This is a genomic window from Cutibacterium equinum (assembly GCF_028021195.1).
Lineage (GTDB): Bacteria > Actinomycetota > Actinomycetes > Propionibacteriales > Propionibacteriaceae > Cutibacterium > Cutibacterium equinum.
The window spans coordinates 2,214,646-2,230,101 of sequence record NZ_CP115668.1 but is presented as its reverse complement, the minus strand read 5'-3'; the positions used below and the strand labels follow the sequence as shown (position 1 = coordinate 2,230,101).

The following is a 15,456-nucleotide window of genomic DNA, read 5'->3' as shown; positions in this document are numbered from 1 at the left end:
ATTATCATATACTGTTGTCGACGAGATGCGAACTCGTCGCTTGAACAGACAGACGCCCAGGCCGGAAGGACACCGATGAAGCAAGGCATTCACCCCGACTACCACCCCGTGGTCTTCCGTGACATCTCGGCGGACATGGCCTTCTTGACCAGGTCCACTGCCACCAGTTCCAAACAGATCGAGTGGGAGGACGGAAACACCTACCCGGTCATCGACGTCGACATCACCTCGGCCAGCCATCCCTTCTACACGGGCAAGGCCAAGATCGTTGACACCGCTGGACGTGTCGAGAAGTTCAACCGCCGCTACGGCAAGAAGTAAGACCTCGGGATCGCGCACGGCGCGTATTCCGGAATGAACGACATGCAACGAGGTGGGACTGGAGGTGATTCATTGACTCGCTGATGATGCAGGTCGACCTGGACCCGATCGGCAGTGAAGAGTGTGCCATTGCTGATCGACATGCCGACTGATCCCTGGCATCGGTCCGGTCCCTGAACGCGACACCCGCCACCTTGGTGATCCCTGGGGTGGCGGGTGTCGCGCGTCGTCAGCGGGGTATCCGCCCGGCACAGCCGCTGTGTCAGGCCCCGAATCAGTCGAGCTTGCGGAAGACGGGGATATCCGAGGAGGAGACGTCAGCGCAGTACTCCCACCCGTCGTGAAAGTCGGTGAGCGCCTTGACCGTGCGAACACGGTTACGGATCATCCATCCCGCCATGAGGCCGCGCGCCGTCTTGGCGGTGAACGATATGACCTTCCAACGGCCCTGACGATCCCGTGACTCGAAGCGCGGGGAGATGATCGTGGCGTCGATTCCCTCGACAGCCTGGAAGTACTCGGCCGAGGCCAGGTTGACGATGACCTTCGGGCCGGGGGAGTCCTCAAGATCAGCGGCGACCAGATCGCGGATCTGATCCTTCCACCAGCTGACCAGGGTGTTGCCGCGCTCGGTGCGCAGGGCGGTGCCCATCTCGAGGCGGTAAGGCTGGATGAGGTCGAGGGGACGCAGGACGCCGTAGAGACCCGACAGAATGCGCACGGTTTTCTGGGCTTCGGTCCAGTCCCGGGTGTCGAAGGACTGCGGGTCCATGCCTCGATAGACGGCTCCGTCGAAGGTGACGCCAGCGGGACGCGCGTTGTCGGGGGTGCCAGGCTGGAAGGCACGGTAGCGCTCGACGTTGAGGGTGGCGATCTCTTCGGAGACCCCCATGAGGGTGCGCAGGTCAGAAACCGTTTTCTTGGCCATGATCGCTGCGAGCTTGGCAGTCTCGTCGAGCAGTCGGGGCTCAGTGGATGGGTTCCTGGGAGCGGGGCTCTCAAGGTCCAGCGACTTGGCGGGGGAGATGAGGGTCAACACCCCGACAGCCTAGCCCGGTGGTGGAGGAGATACGCTCTGACGATCGCTGTCAGGAGTGAAGAACCAGATGGTCGGGGTGACAGGATTTGAACCTGCGACCTCTTCGTCCCGAACGAAGCGCGCTACCAAACTGCGCCACACCCCGCGACCACGGTCGTCCTCCCTGGCGGAAGGGCCGACGGATACTCTAACGCAGCTTGGCTGAAAGCGCCAAGCCGCTGTGACCAGTCTCACCTGTAGTCCCCGCGTGGGTCGAGCCTGTGGCTCCCCGTCAATTGCCAAGAATGGAGATCTCCAAGTCGTAGGCAAGAACCATCGCCACGGCCAAGTCATGCTCCTGCTCAGGGCGAAGGAAGCCGACGGTGCGCCCTAGGAGGGATACCGGAATCGTCATCACGTTGTCGAGGGACGCCGCACATGCATGGTCGACTCCATTGCGGGTGTCCAGTGGTACCTCGCTCGACAAGCCCTTCAGCGTTGACGTGATGGGCGCGACTGTCACCTTGGTCATCGCACCTCGTGCCGCTTCGCGTGTGAGGACGAGTACCGGCCGGGTTTTGTCCAGCTTGGCCAGGCAGATTTCGCGCACGTCAGTCCTCAAGAAATGCGTTGGTGGCGGCCCATGCGACTAACTCGTCGAGGTCGTCTCGGGGGCCGTCGGTGGTAAGAATCGCGGCATCTGCAACAGCCGCCTGGTGTCGCATCTCGCGCTCAACGGCCCGACTCACCATCTCCGCCCGACTCGTGACGATGCCATCGGCGACACTCTGATCCAAGAATCTGACGAGCTCGTCAGGAAGCCGCACTGCAATCTGTGTCGTCACGTGACCATGATACCAAGTCGAATCCCAAACTGGGATTCAGTCGCGAACGGTAATAGTCCGCGCACGTCCCGCTACCGATGAGTGTGCCGTGGCGGTCCACGGTTGTGAACCGGCACAAGATCGCTGCCCCCTGTGTGCGGACTTGACCGTGGGGCACCACGAGCTGACCGTCAGGACCGTGGTACGAGGGTCAGGAGAGTCACTTCCGGTCGGCAGAATGTCCGGTATGGGGCGTAAGGAGAGGACCCCACTCCGGCCGAGACATGAAGCCATCCGGTGCGCCCGCCGCTGCTGTGTTGTGACAATCCCTTGACGCGGTCTGTGTCGAGATCACAATTGGTGATGATGGCTCCCTTGACGGGAAGGCACACCTGTCCGCCATGGGTGTGGCCCGCGAACACGATGTCCATGCCGTCACCGATCATGGCGTCAAGGATCTTGAGGTACGGCGCATGGGTGACGCCGATATTGAGGCTCGCCTCACCATCGGCAGGTCCCGCGACCTTCTCGTAATGGTCGCGGTGATGATGGGCATCGTCAGTACCGCGGAAAGCCAGACGATGGCCCTCCACCTCCAAGGTCCCCGACTTGTCGTTGAGGTCCAACCACCCCGCCGACGTGAACGCCTGCCTCAACTGCTCGTGGGGGAGTTCTGGTACGGGCTTCTCCGGTGCGCGCGAACGCCCCCGTAACAGATACGTGAACGGGTTCGTGAAGGATGGCGCCAAGTAGTCATTCGATCCGAACACGAATGCGCCCGGACGCTCCAAGAGTCCGGCCATGTCATCGAGGAGAGGCTGTAGGGAGTCAGCCGAGCAGAAATTGTCCCCAGTGTCGATGACGAGGTCCGGCTCGAGGTCAGCCAGCCCACGGATGAACTGGCGTTTGTCCTTCTGACGAGCCAGCGCGTGGAAGTCGGAGACGTGGAGCACCCGAAGCAGTGAGCTGCCTGGCTTGAGTACCGGCACCTCGAGATGGCGCACCACGAAACGATGGGCCTCAACGACACCATAGGTCAGGCCAGACAGGCCGAGGCCAACCATCCCGGCGGCTGCTTTCACCCACGTCTTCATGTCAGCGTGGCCTCGTCAGACCAGGTGGATTCTGCTGGTCGCCGCCACGTCGGGGTCCTGGTTTGGGGCGGGGTGGGTTCTGAGCTCCAGGAGGGTTCTGAGCTCCAGAGGGGTTCTGGGCGTCAGGCGGATTCACCTGACTGCCAGGCGGGTTGCTGTCGGGGGTGCCCGGCTGATCCTGTGACCGTGACCGCGGAGCGAAAGTCCGCTCAGGCTCGGGCTCGGGCCCCTTCGACACCTTGAGGGCGATGGTCTCTCCGGAACGGGCCTTGTCGTCTGGATCCGAACCGAGATAAGTCCCCGGTTCGGTGTCGTCCCAGACATGCCACATCCTCGTCCGGAACCCAGCCTTGCGGATAGCTTCCTTGGCCTCGGAATAGCTCATGCCGTCCGTGTTCGGGATCGCCACGAGCTTGCCGTAGCGAAGCTCAGCAGTCGGTGAGTGGAACTTCGTCGGGGGTTTGTCCTTGAGGGCACCTGCCATGGCAGCCCGGTAAATCTTTCCGGCGTCACTGCCACCGGAACCATTGAGGTGGACCCCGGTTGATGTCCGGATTCCCTTGATGGACCGCGCCTTGTCACCACGGAAGTAGGGGTTGCCGAGGTCAGCCGCGACCATGGCCACACCAGCGGCGTGCGGGGTGTAGCCGTCGAACCAGGCAGCCTCGTGGTCGTCGGTCGTACCGGTCTTGCCCGCTTGTGGGAAACCACCTGGGATCGTGGCATGTCTACCGGTGGCATCCATCACATCGGAGAGCACGGAGTTGACGCCGTCGGCGACCTTCTGTGACATGACCCGCTTGCAGTTGCCGGTCGGCACCTTGATGGCAGAACCATTACGACTCTTGACCGACTTGAGGATGATCGGATCGCACTGGACACCGCGCGACGCAAAGGTTGCGTAGGCCGATGCCATCGACAGCGGCGACACGAACGCGGTACCGAGGGTGAACGACGGAACGTTCTGGAAGGTCGTCACCACGTCCTTGCCGCTGGAGAGTTTGACCCCGGAGTTCTTGGCCATCTTGGTGACCTCACACATGCCGACGTCCTGCTCCAACTGGACGAAGTAGGTGTTCACCGACCATGCCGCAGCCTCACGCAGACCGATGTTCCACGAGTGACCAGTCGAGTTGCGCACCCGGAAGGGACCGGACTTGAAGGTGCCCTTGCAGTTGGTGAACTTCTCCCCGGTGAAATCCATGGGGGACGAGGCCGTGTAGTGCTTGCTGATGGGTATTCCCTTCGCGAGGGCCGCCGCCATCGTGAAGGCCTTGAAGGTTGATCCTGCCTGGAAACCCGTGGCGCCGCCCATCGAAGCGGGAACCAGATAGTTGTAATAGGTCTGTCCGGACTTCGCGCCCATGACAGGCCGTGACTGCGCCATGGCCATGAGCAAGCCGGTGCCAGGCTGGACGATCGCAGTCCCGGCGAGGACGGGATCCCTGGGACCGACGACATCCGAGACAGCCTTCTGAGCAGCGTCCTGGACCTTCGGGTCGATACTGGTCTGAATCGTCAGACCGCCACGCTTGACCATCTTGGCCCGCTCGGAGGGGTTCTTGCCCAGGCTGGGCATCGTGAGCAGCGTGCGGTAGGCGTAGTCACAGATGAAGGGGTACTTCGAGGAGATGCAGCCATTCTTCGGGTAGACGACCTTCGACTTGTCGAAGACGACCGCTTCGGCCTTGCGAGCCTCGTCAGTACTGATGAGGTTGAGCTGAGCCATGCGGCCCAACACGATGTTTCGGCGGTTCATGGCGGCCTCAGGATGGTTCACCGGGTCGTAGGCGACCGGGTTCTGCACCAGGCCAGCAAGCATCGCTGACTGTGGGAGATCGAGGTTGGCCGCCGTCGTCCCAAAGTAGTGACGGGCCGCAGCCTCGACGCCATATGCGCCGTCACCGTAGTAGGCGATGTTGAGATAACGCTCCAGGATCTGTTCCTTGGACAGCTTCTTCTCCATCGCCACCGCGTAGCGCAACTCCTGCACTTTTCGGGTGATCGTCGGCTCCTGGGCAGCTTGCACGCCCGCCTCATTGCCAGCCGCGACGGCAGCCTCGATGCGGATCTGCTTCACGTACTGCTGGGTCAGGGTTGAACCGCCCTGACGAGCCGATCCAGCAACATTCGTCACGAAAGCACGGGAGGTGCCCTTGAGGTCGATCGCACCGTGGGAGAAGAAGCGGTTGTCCTCAATGGCCACCTGGGCGGTCTGCATCTGCTTGGAGATCTTCGACAACGGGACGTACTCACGGTTCTCGTCGTAGAAGGTGGCCAACACCGACCCATCCGCCATGAGGATGTGGGACTTCTGGGCCTGCGGGGTGCTCATCAATTCCGCAGGCAGTTCCTCCATGCTGTCAGCCACCATCTTCAAGCCGCCACCAGCCAGAGCGGCGACGGGCACGACGAATCCGGCCGCCAGCAATCCGGCCAGGATGCTGACGATTCCGAACATGGCCAAGGGGTATAGCTTGCCGTGCCTGTCTGAGCGCATGGCCCCAAGAATACGTGAGGGTTCAGACACACCCGAGTATCAACGGCCGGGACAACGGATGTAACGACGCGGCGACGCCGTCGGTGTGGGCTGTAGGCAGGCAAGCGTCGGGCTCGACAACGCCTCGACGACGCTCCACAGGCCAGTCTTTCACCGTTTCACCCCGGTGCCCCTACTATCGTGGCACTCGCGCCTGACGGTCCCGGCCGCGTCACGGTGGCTCAGCAACAGGCCGGAGCGCTCCCATCCCGACCACGGAAGGGTCGCTATCTGACGCCGGTTAGACTGTGGTCTGCCGAACGTGGCAGGAGGGTTGATGACGCGAGTCGTCCAGAAATTCGGTGGGTCCTCGGTGGCCGACGCCGCATCGATCAAGCGCGTGGCGCGCCGGATTGCAGCAACCAAGCAGAACTGCAATGACGTCGTCGTCGTCATCTCCGCGATGGGTGACACCACTGACGATCTCATGGATCTGGCCCTTGAGGTCTCCCCCCAGCCGGCCCCCAGAGAACTCGACATGCTCCTGACGACTGGCGAGCGTCAGTCTGCTGCGCTGCTGGCCATGGCCCTGTCCGACCTGGGAATCCCGGCCCGGTCATACACCGGTTCGCAGGCCGGCGTCATCACGACCGCTGCCCACGGAAATGCCCGCATCATCGACATCACCCCCGGGCGCATCGAAAAATCTCTGGACGACGGCGACGTCGTCATCGTTGCGGGCTTCCAGGGCGTTTCACAAACGACGAAGGACGTCACCACCCTCGGACGTGGCGCCTCCGACACCACTGCGGTGGCGCTCGCGAGCTCGCTGGGCGCCGATTTCTGCGAGATCTACTCCGACGTCGATGGGGTGTTCACCGCTGACCCACGCATCGTCAAGGGGGCCCGTCGCATTCCTCAGATCTCCTACGAGGAGATGCTCGAAATGGCCGCTTGCGGCGCCAAGATTCTCCACCTGCGTTGCGTCGAGTACGCCCGCCGTGAGGATGTGCCGGTCCATGTGCGCTCCTCGTTCTCCGACAAACCCGGCACCTGGGTCACCGACCTTGCCGACATCACGAAGGGACCTGACATGGAAGAGGCCATCATCTCGGGTGTGGCCCACGACCGCTCGGAGGCCAAGATCACCATCGCCGGGATTCCCGACACGGTGGGCCGCGCCGCCCAGATCTTCGACATCATCGCGCGCGCCGACATCAACATCGACATGATCGTCCAGAACGCCTCGCGAGTCATGAATGGTCGCACCGATCTGTCCTTCACCCTGCCGATGAGTGACGGCCCGAGTGCGGTGCGCGCTCTGACGGCCGTCAAGGACGAGATCGGTTACGAGCAGGTTCTCTACAACGACCAGATCGGCAAGGTGTCCGTCGTCGGCGTGGGTATGAGGTCCCACCCCGGCGTCACCTCGACCTTCTTCCGCGCCTTGGCCGACTCCGGAATCAACCTGCAGATGATCTCGACCTCCGAGATTCGGATCTCGGTGGTCGTCGATGCCGACCAAGTTGACCAGGCCGTCCTCGTCGCCCACAGTGCTTTCGGACTGGACGCCGAGGGTGAAGCCGTCGTCTACGCCGGGACTGGCCGCTGAGGCGACGATGCCCGAACCTCGCGACGACGTCTATGACCTCCTTCGCCTGCCACCGGCGGCTCCACCAGTCGACGTCTACGACAGTCTCGACATCGACGCTGTCACCTTCGGCGCCGATGTCTCGACCCACGCGCTGACCCAGCTGGATTCCGACGAGGACCTTGATCGGACTCGGGTCATTCCTCGTATCGACGCCGAAGGTGCTCCTGCGCCCGGCAAAGTCCCCGCCGAAGGGTCGCTGCGTCGCGCCAGCATGGTGATGGCGGCCGGGACGATGGTCTCGCGAATCCTCGGATTCGTCCGCACCTACCTCCTCACCGTCATCGCCGCAGGTACCTCGCTGGCCCTCGACGCCTTCCAGGCGGCCAACACCTTGCCGAATGTGGTGTTCATCCTGCTCAGTGCAGGAGTGCTCAACGCCATCCTCATTCCGCAGATCACCAAGGCGATGAAGCAGCCCGACGGAGGCCAGGAATTCGTCGACCGATTACTGACGGTGTCATTCGTGTCCGTTCTCGTCGTCACGGTGGTGGCAACCGCTGCCTCGCCGTGGCTGCTGGACCTCTACTTCTCCTCCAGCGGCGCGACCCGTCACCTGACCATCTTCTTCGGCTTCATCTGTATGCCGCAGATCTTCTTCTACGGCCTGTACGCGATCCTCGGGCAGGTCCTCAACGCGCGCAATCAGTTCGCGTCGTTCATGTGGAGCCCGGTGCTGGCCAATGTGGTGCAGATCGCCGGTCTGGTGTGGTTCCTGGTGCAGTTTGGTGCTCACCCGGACCCGGCAACGTGGACGCCCGAGATGGTCTGGGTGCTGGCCGGGACGACGACCCTGGGCATCGTCGTCCAAGGGTTGTTCCTCATCATCCCGTTGCACCGCGGAGGTTTCCGCTGGCGACCTCGCTGGGGTGTGCGCGGCTACGGGCTGGGCGCGGCTGCGCGGATCACGGTGTGGACCTTCACAGCCCTGGTGATCGCCCAGCTCGCCGGCATCATCATGAAGAAGATGCTCTCCCACGTGCGGTTGGTGCATCCTGAGGTGTCGTCGTCCATCAGCGCCTACGACAACGCTTTCCTCATCTTCATGCTGCCGCAGAGCTTGATCACCACGTCGATTCTCACCGCGTTGTTCCCCAAGATGAGCCGGGCCAATGCCGACGGCGACGACACCGCGATGAAGAAACTGCTGCGGCAGGGATTGGAGATGCCGGCCCTGGCCATCATTCCGTGCTCCCTGGCGATGGTGGTGCTGGCTCGCCCCGGCGTCCAGACGGTCTTCTCCCTGGAACCGGGACAGGTGGATGCGCTCGCCTGGGCCGTGGCGATCATGGGTGTTGGCCTGTTGCCCTTCGGTATCACGACCTTGCAGCAGCGCTACTGCTTCGCCCGTGAGGACGGCAAGCTCAACCTCATCATGCAGACGGCCACCACTGGCACCCAGCTCATCATTTTGGTGACGATGTTCATCTTTCCGCCGCAGGCGGCCCTGCTCGTCGTGGCGGCAGCTCAGTCCATCGCCAGCCTCGTGGGAGCCACGGCATGGATCGTCGTCGCCTCTCGTCAGCTCGGCGGGATTGGCATGGCAGAGGTCTGCCGGCAGTGGCTCAAGCTGTTCCTGGCCTCCGTCGTTGCTGCTGTCCCGACCTATGTCGTCGCCCATGCCATCGACGCCGCAGGACACGGCGCCTGGATTGGCCATGCCGGTGGGACCGTCGTCGGCGGGGTACTCTTCGTCGCCATTGTTCTCGCGATGGCGAAGGTGCTGCACATCGACGAGATTACCGACCTACTCAGGCCGGTGCTGCGCAAGGCCTGAGACGATCAGCAGGGAGACGATCAGCAGGGTTGCGACGCACCTTGGAACGGGCGCACGCGAGGTCGTGGTCCCAGGCCGTGAGGTTGGCCGCGTCTGGCTCAGGAGGTTGCGCAGCCGGAACCACTCTGGTTGACGGCAGTGCCACGGCAGTAGACCTTGCCGGCATCCAAGCCGCCGGTGTTGACCGTCAACTCGGAGACGGTGACCAACGTCATGCCTTCCTTGCGCAGGGCCTCGATGAGTCCGCTGGTGGCATCAGCAGTCGAGGCGTAGGTGTCACGCAGCACGATGATGGGCTGGGTGTACGTCGTCGCGTACTGGGTGACGGTCTTGGTGATCGTGGCCGCGTCGTGATCCCTCCAGTCGTTGGAGTCAGCCGTCCAGTTGACCATGGCGAGACCATGTTGGGCCATGGTGTCGTCAACTCGTTCGTTGTGCGTGCCGTACGGAGGTCGAAAGAGCATCGTCGGACGGCCGGTGAGTTTGCTGAGGGCAGTGGCCGCGTCAGTGATCTCGGAGGTCCGTCCCTTGGGGCCAAGCTCGGTCAGGGTCTGATTGCTCATCGAGTGGCTCCCGACCTCAAACCCCGAACCGGCCAGGAGTTTGGTGGTGTCCGGGTGGGCGTCGACGTTGGTTCCCAACTGGAAGAAGGTGGCCGTCGCCTTGGCCGACGACAAGCTCTTCGCAATCTTGGCCGTGGTGTCAGCGGGGCCGTCGTCATAGGTCAGTGCGACGCACTCGTTGACGATGCAGTCAACACCAACCGCAGTCGAGGGATGAGACGGCTTACCGGTCGACGTGGCACCTGACTCGCCCGGAAGCGGTTTGGTGTTGGGGGAATCCGCTGGTTTCGGGCTGGTCTTGAGCTTGGTGAACCAGGCCACATTCGCCGACGGTGTGCCGGTGAAAGGAGTGGGGTGCAACGACGCTCCCAGCGCCTTCTGGCCCAGTTCGCTGAGCATGGGTGCGACCGTCTTGGAATCGATCACGACGGTGCGTTGCACCTTGTCCACAGCTCCGGCAGGGAAGCGGACGAGCATGTCTCCCTTGCTGTCGAAGGACAGGGCAGGCCCGGTTCCGTAAGGAGCCTGCGGCTGCTGGAGCGCGGCAGCCGCTTTCTTGGCGTCGAGTCCGTCAGTCGTGGCAACCTTGACGACCTGCTGGCTGAACTTTGGCCACCCGGGCCAGGAAATGAGGGCGCTGGCAGACAAGGTTTGCTTCATCGTGGCGTCGTACCACAGGGTCGTCGTCGCCTGGGAAGTTGTCTTGTCCTTGGTGATGTCAGCGTGGAGTTCCACGCCCAGCAGATCAGTCGTCGACGAGGTGAAATGGCCTGTCATGGTCACCTTCGACGCCGACTGCCAGGACGCGGCGCGCAACGTGCGCTCCCGGACGACCTCGATGGCCTGGCTGAGATTGCGTGCCTTGGTGACGGTGGGCACCTTGACGGAGATGTCTGAGGGCTCCTGCAAGGAGGTCGTCGTCATAGACGCCCCCGACACGGTGGCGGTGGCAACTGAGGTGGACTTCACGTTGGAATGGATGTCCGAGGGTGAGGCCTCAGGTGTTCGGTCGTCGTGCGAGCAGGCTCCCAGAGGGAGCAGGGCCACCAGGGCGATGGCCAGGGCTCGGATCGAGCGACGCGGAAAGAGACTCACACTTGTAGATTAGGGTCGACTCTCCGGCGGGGAAAAACACAACGCCGGGCGCGCCTGACATTCTGGGGGAGTTCTTCGGATTCTCAGATGACCGCGCCTCCCGGTGCACAGTGGCCGGTCCGGGACAAGCCGAGGTGAGTATCCGTGCAGGACCCCTCAGGAGGGGAACATCACCGTACCGACGAGAAGAGCCGAGACGAAGCAGCAGCCCACGGCCAAGGGGACGAATCGTCTCAGGAACGCCGCCCCGAAGGCCCCACCCTCCATCGCCATGAGCTTGACGTCGACGACCGGTCCGATGGCCAGGAAGGCGAGCTGAGCGGTCGGGGAGAAGCTCGTCAGGGAGACAGCCATGAAGGCGTCGGCCTCCGAACACAGCGCGACGATGACCGCCAACAGGCTCAGCACACCAGCCTCGAGCAGGACATTGCTCGTCATGGCCTGCATCCAGGCAGTGGGGACGAAAACCTTGATGGTGGCGGCAACGGCAGCACCGATGACGAGGAATCCGCACGACTGGATGAAATCATGGGCGAACTCGCTGCGGAAGGTTTCCCCCATCGCCGAGACCGTGCGAGGTTGCGGGGTGTGGTCATGGGTCGTGCAGGAGTCCGCGTCAGTGGCCGATCCGTGCGATCCGTCATCGACCCCGCGCAGTGGTCTCCCCAACCAGATCCATCCCAGGCCGATGAGGATGGCCGCCAGGAGGCCAGCCACGAATCGGGCCAGGGCCATCGTGGGGTGGACGGTGTAGGCGATGGCGGTGGCGGTGATGACGACCGGGTTGATCGCAGGGGATGCCGCCATGAAGGTCAACGCTGCGGCGGTCGGGACCCCTGCTCGCACCAGGGATCTCGTCGTGGGTACAGACGCGCACTCGCAGGCGGGAAGAGCAATACCGGCCAGACCAGCCACCGGCACGGCCAGGGCGGTACGGCGAGGCAGGAAACGTGCCAGGGCGCGCGGTGTCAGGACAGCCGTCAGGGTCGCCGAGATGATCGTCCCCAGCAGGAGGAAGGGCAGTGCTTGCAGCCAGATGCCGACCGCGATGACGAGCCAGGCATTGACCTGGGGTGGCAGCTCGCTCATATGTAGGGATTCTGTGGGACGGGGATCTTCTCGACGCGATCCACCTTGAAACGGGTGTCGCCGTTGGCAGCACTGGGAAGGTAGGTGCCGGTAACGCGGATCCACGAGCCATCCTCGGGACGCGACGGGGCATCGACCATCGTTGTCATGAAGGGCAGGGCGTCGGCGACGCAACACCACATCTTGAGCCGGGCGAGCACCCAGGCGTGGTCGGGGTCCTCAGGGGCGGCGCTGACGAAACCGATCATCGTCAGTGTGCGGCCCTTGAGGCTGGCGATGCCGCGGGGATCGTCTGCCCGTTGCACGTAGTCGTAGACGGTGAGCTGGGATGGATTGCCCTGAAGCGCGGGCCAGTTGCGCGGCGGTGGACCCATCGGACCGTTGCGCTCCGAGCCGATGTTGTCGCCGCCGTTGTCGTAGCCCCCGATGGTCTTGCCGGTCTTGGTGTCAATGGCCACCGGAGAGACTGGCGCGGGGGCCTCGGGCAGGCGGTCATTCCACGAGTCCGAGAAGTCTTGGTCCGGGGACGGGCTGGCACTGCGGACTGCCGGACGGTAACTCGCCGTCCCCACAAGGCCCAGTGGCTGCAACGGGACGATCATGCCCACCGCGACGGGGGCGGCGATGAGGACGCCGATCCGGTTCCGGTGGGGCGCGGCGGTATCGGGGTGACGCACCGCCCGGACGAGGGTCCACAACCCCATCACCGTGAGGATCGGACATGCGATCCACAACAAGGTGGTGATGATGGTGCCCACGAACAGGTGCACCCGGCCGCTGATGAGCAGCTGGAACCCGAGCGCGGCACAGGCCAGCAGGGCAAGGCCCTCCCAGGCTGTGCGCGCTCCCGATGAGGTTCTCATCCCTTGCAGTTGTAGCCGCTCTGCTCTTTGACCGTGCCGTTGCAGTAGGCATGGCCGGCTTGGTAACCGCCAGTGTTGACCGACATCTCGCTGACGCTGACCAGCGTCTTGCCCTTGGCGATCAGATCCTTGTAGATGCGCGGCGCGGCCTCGATCGACGCCTTCTGGATGTCGTGTTCGAGGATGATGGGAGCGGTGTAGGGCAGGGCCGTCATGACGTTGGTGTACGTCGTGTCAGGGTTGCGGTTCTTCCAGTCCTCGCTGTCGATCTGCCACTGCATGATCGCCATGCCGTTGTCCTTGGCGACCTTGTCGACGGTGTCGTTGTGGGCGCCGTAGGGCGGACGGAAGAGCAGCGGGGTGGCCCCGGTGAACTCCTTGATGAGCTGGGAATTGTGCTCCAGCTCGCGACGAATACGGTCCGGGGTCTTGGCCGGAAGATTCGGGTGAGTCACCGTGTGGTTTCCGATCTCCATACCAACAGCAGCCACTTGTTGGGCAGTCTTTGGGAAGGCCTTGATGCTGTCGCCCATCTGGAAGAACGTGATCGAGACCTTGAACTTCTTGATGGTGTCGAGCAGTTGTGGGGTCATGTCGCTGGGGCCATCGTCATAGGTGACCGCGACGCAATGCAGCACACGGCAATCTGGTCCGACGGCCGTCGAGGGGCGAGTCGAGGCGTCGGTGGACGTGAGGGACTTGTCGACCGGCTGCGACGTCGTGCCAGTGAAGGTGCTCGGTTTCATCGAGGCTTTCTGGGCCTGGGTGCCGAAGGTGGTGAGCATCCCCTTGACCCTCTCGGACTTCACGACGAGGGTGACGGGGTTGTCGCTGAGGACGCCCGAGCCGAAGGTGGCCAGGAGGTCACCACTGTGGTCAAAGCCCAGTGCGGGGCCGTTGCCGTACGGGGCGGAGGTGGCCTTGGTGGCCGTGGCGATCTTGCCGGCGTCGAGGGAATGGTCCTTGCCAGCCTCCTGCAGGGCCGTCGTCAGGGTGGCCCACTGGTCAGCCTTGACCAAGGCCGGGGAGGAGTAGGACTGCTTGGCCGCAGTGGAGTACCAGACGGTCGCTGGGATCGTCTGCTTCTTGCCCCCGATGGTGGACGTGTTGGTCATCAGAACACCCACGACGGCGTCGCTGGAGGCGATGACCTGGGAGGTGATGGTGACATCGGAGGCGTCGTGGTGCCAGGACTCGCGCTGCATGCGGCCCTTGATGACCTCGACGGCCATGCTGAGGTTGCGTGCCTTGGCGAAGCGGGGATAGGTGGCCCTGACCTTCTGTGCGGCGGACTTGAAGGTGATGTCAGTTGCGCCGACTTGTGTTGCGGGGACCTTCGCCAAGGTGGCGTCGACCGAGCCGGAACTCGACGAGGCCCCTGACGAGGTGCCGGACGGGGTAGAGCCCTCGGAGGCACCGTCTGAGGAGCAGGCGGTCAGCGCCAGACAGGCCGCGAGTGCGGCGGCAGCGATTCGTCGAGGAAGGGCGGGCTTCAACACCATGAGGGAGACCTTACAGTGATGTTCGGGTCTCCGAAAAGCGGACCTTCCGGCTCACGGGAACCCGGATCAGATCCTCCTGTGAGGCCACTGCGAGGGCGAGTTGACGCTGATCTGTGGCTACACGAACAAGCGGTTGGGCCGGAACGAAGCCGGCCCAACCGCTGTCGGGAAATCACGCGATGAAGGTCACGATGTCGGTGAACCTCAGGCGGCCTTGGCGGTCAGGTCGCCGATGATCTTCTCGAGATCGGCCAGGAGGTGGCCGTTGCTCAGGTGCTTCTTGAAGTGGGCGAGCTTGGCCTCGATGTCCTTGATGATCTGGCTGTTGGAGATCTTCTCCTTGAGGTCAGCGATCTTCTTCTCGAGGTCGCTGATGATCTGGAGCTTCGAGAAGTCCTGGGAAACGTCGGCGTTATTAACGTCACCGACGAAACCGGCGTTGTCGTAGTCACCGAGCTCGGCGACCGTGGTGGTGGGCTTGTCGTGGTTCGGCAGGGTGAAGGTGTAGCAAACCTTGGACGCCTTGAGGTTCTCGATGATCTTCTCGACGAGCGGCTTGAGCTCCTGGTCGTCGAGGCCCTCGCCGAGGTGGCTGGCAGCGTGCTTGGCGACGATCTTGCCGACCTCAATGCCGAAGCCCTGCGGGTCCGAGAGGAGCTCCGGGTTCTTGAGGGCCAGGTTGACGATGTCCTTGGCGGACTTCACGGCGATGTCGGCGGTGACGGCGGCCCCCTTCTTGAGCAGCAGGTCGGCGATCTGCTTCTCGGCCGGGACGCGATCCTCGTGGTACTTCTTCAGGCAGTCACGGTCGATCTTGAGGGGGAGCTTGGAGGTGTCGATCTTGGAGGGGGCGGGGGTGGGGGCCGGAACGGGCTCAGCGGCGCGAGCGGGGGCGGCCATGAGGGCGGATCCAGCGGCGACGGAGACGGCTGCGCTGGCGGCGACGAGGCGGATGTGTTTCACGAGTTCCTCCTGATGATGGTCACCCTGGCGGGTGCGAATATCGGGGACCACTGTCATGACTTACGTTAGGAACCGACGTCTGCTATCGGCTACCTCGAACACGACTACCTGTACTGTCGTCACATCATTGAAGACGAATCGACAGTTCGCTGACACGAATGACGCTGACACGAATGATGAATGTGATCATCCAACGGGCCAGCCACCGTGGTGAGAT

13 protein-coding genes and 1 tRNA gene are annotated in these 15,456 nt (G+C 63.3%); 3 read left to right on the top strand and 11 right to left on the bottom strand.

Annotated elements, in window-relative coordinates; all coding sequences use genetic code 11:
- Window positions 1–75: 75 nt before the first annotated feature.
- Entirely contained in the window at window positions 76–321 is a 246-nt protein-coding gene (locus tag O6R08_RS10120) for a type B 50S ribosomal protein L31 (RefSeq protein WP_271417990.1), read from the top strand.
- A 274-nt stretch (window positions 322–595) separates the two neighbouring features.
- On the opposite strand, the gene O6R08_RS10115 is transcribed toward O6R08_RS10120, so the two are convergent.
- From O6R08_RS10115 to O6R08_RS10090, 6 genes are all read right to left on the bottom strand, one after another.
- A complete protein-coding gene (locus O6R08_RS10115; protein ID WP_271417989.1) occupies window positions 596–1,360 on the bottom strand; it encodes a YaaA family protein in 765 nt (254 codons plus the stop codon).
- 68 nt (window positions 1,361–1,428) lie between these two features.
- Window positions 1,429–1,505 (bottom strand) — tRNA-Pro (locus O6R08_RS10110).
- Window positions 1,506–1,631: 126 nt separating this feature from the next.
- On the bottom strand, window positions 1,632–1,871 hold the full coding sequence (locus O6R08_RS10105; protein ID WP_271417988.1) for a type II toxin-antitoxin system PemK/MazF family toxin: 240 nt from the start codon (window positions 1,869–1,871) through the stop codon (window positions 1,632–1,634).
- A 79-nt stretch (window positions 1,872–1,950) separates the two neighbouring features.
- Window positions 1,951–2,184 (bottom strand): ribbon-helix-helix domain-containing protein, encoded by a 234-nt coding sequence (locus tag O6R08_RS10100; RefSeq protein WP_271417987.1) that lies wholly within the window; start codon window positions 2,182–2,184, stop codon window positions 1,951–1,953.
- A 170-nt stretch (window positions 2,185–2,354) separates the two neighbouring features.
- Complete coding sequence (locus tag O6R08_RS10095; RefSeq protein WP_271417986.1) at window positions 2,355–3,257, bottom strand: metallophosphoesterase; 903 nt, start codon at window positions 3,255–3,257, stop codon at window positions 2,355–2,357.
- Between the two features lies 1 nt (window position 3,258).
- A complete protein-coding gene (locus tag O6R08_RS10090) occupies window positions 3,259–5,787 on the bottom strand; it encodes a transglycosylase domain-containing protein (protein ID WP_271417985.1) in 2,529 nt (842 codons plus the stop codon).
- A gap of 286 nt (window positions 5,788–6,073) precedes the next feature.
- Here O6R08_RS10090 and O6R08_RS10085 point away from each other — a divergent pair, with 286 nt between their 5' ends.
- Entirely contained in the window at window positions 6,074–7,348 is a 1,275-nt protein-coding gene (locus O6R08_RS10085) for an aspartate kinase (RefSeq protein WP_271417984.1), read from the top strand.
- 7 nt (window positions 7,349–7,355) lie between these two features.
- Complete coding sequence (gene murJ, locus O6R08_RS10080) at window positions 7,356–9,164, top strand: murein biosynthesis integral membrane protein MurJ (protein ID WP_271419365.1); 1,809 nt, start codon at window positions 7,356–7,358, stop codon at window positions 9,162–9,164.
- Between the two features lie 98 nt (window positions 9,165–9,262).
- Here the strand turns inward: murJ and O6R08_RS10075 are convergent, their stop codons facing one another.
- From O6R08_RS10075 to O6R08_RS10055, 5 genes are all read right to left on the bottom strand, one after another.
- Window positions 9,263–10,822, bottom strand: a complete 1,560-nt coding sequence (locus O6R08_RS10075) for a polysaccharide deacetylase family protein (protein ID WP_333907895.1) — start codon at window positions 10,820–10,822, stop codon at window positions 9,263–9,265.
- A gap of 156 nt (window positions 10,823–10,978) precedes the next feature.
- On the bottom strand, window positions 10,979–11,911 hold the full coding sequence (locus O6R08_RS10070) for a permease (protein ID WP_271417983.1): 933 nt from the start codon (window positions 11,909–11,911) through the stop codon (window positions 10,979–10,981).
- Window positions 11,908–12,774 carry a TIGR03943 family putative permease subunit gene (locus tag O6R08_RS10065; RefSeq protein WP_271417982.1) on the bottom strand — a complete coding sequence of 289 codons (867 nt, stop codon included), beginning with the start codon at window positions 12,772–12,774 and terminating at the stop codon, window positions 11,908–11,910. Before O6R08_RS10065 ends, O6R08_RS10070 begins: the two co-directional genes overlap by 4 nt.
- Window positions 12,771–14,276: a polysaccharide deacetylase family protein gene (locus tag O6R08_RS10060; RefSeq protein WP_271417981.1), complete on the bottom strand. Its 1,506-nt coding sequence runs from the start codon at window positions 14,274–14,276 to the stop codon at window positions 12,771–12,773. Before O6R08_RS10060 ends, O6R08_RS10065 begins: the two co-directional genes overlap by 4 nt.
- A 204-nt stretch (window positions 14,277–14,480) precedes the next feature.
- Window positions 14,481–15,239: a hypothetical protein gene (locus tag O6R08_RS10055; protein ID WP_271417980.1), complete on the bottom strand. Its 759-nt coding sequence runs from the start codon at window positions 15,237–15,239 to the stop codon at window positions 14,481–14,483.
- Window positions 15,240–15,456 lie beyond the last annotated feature (217 nt).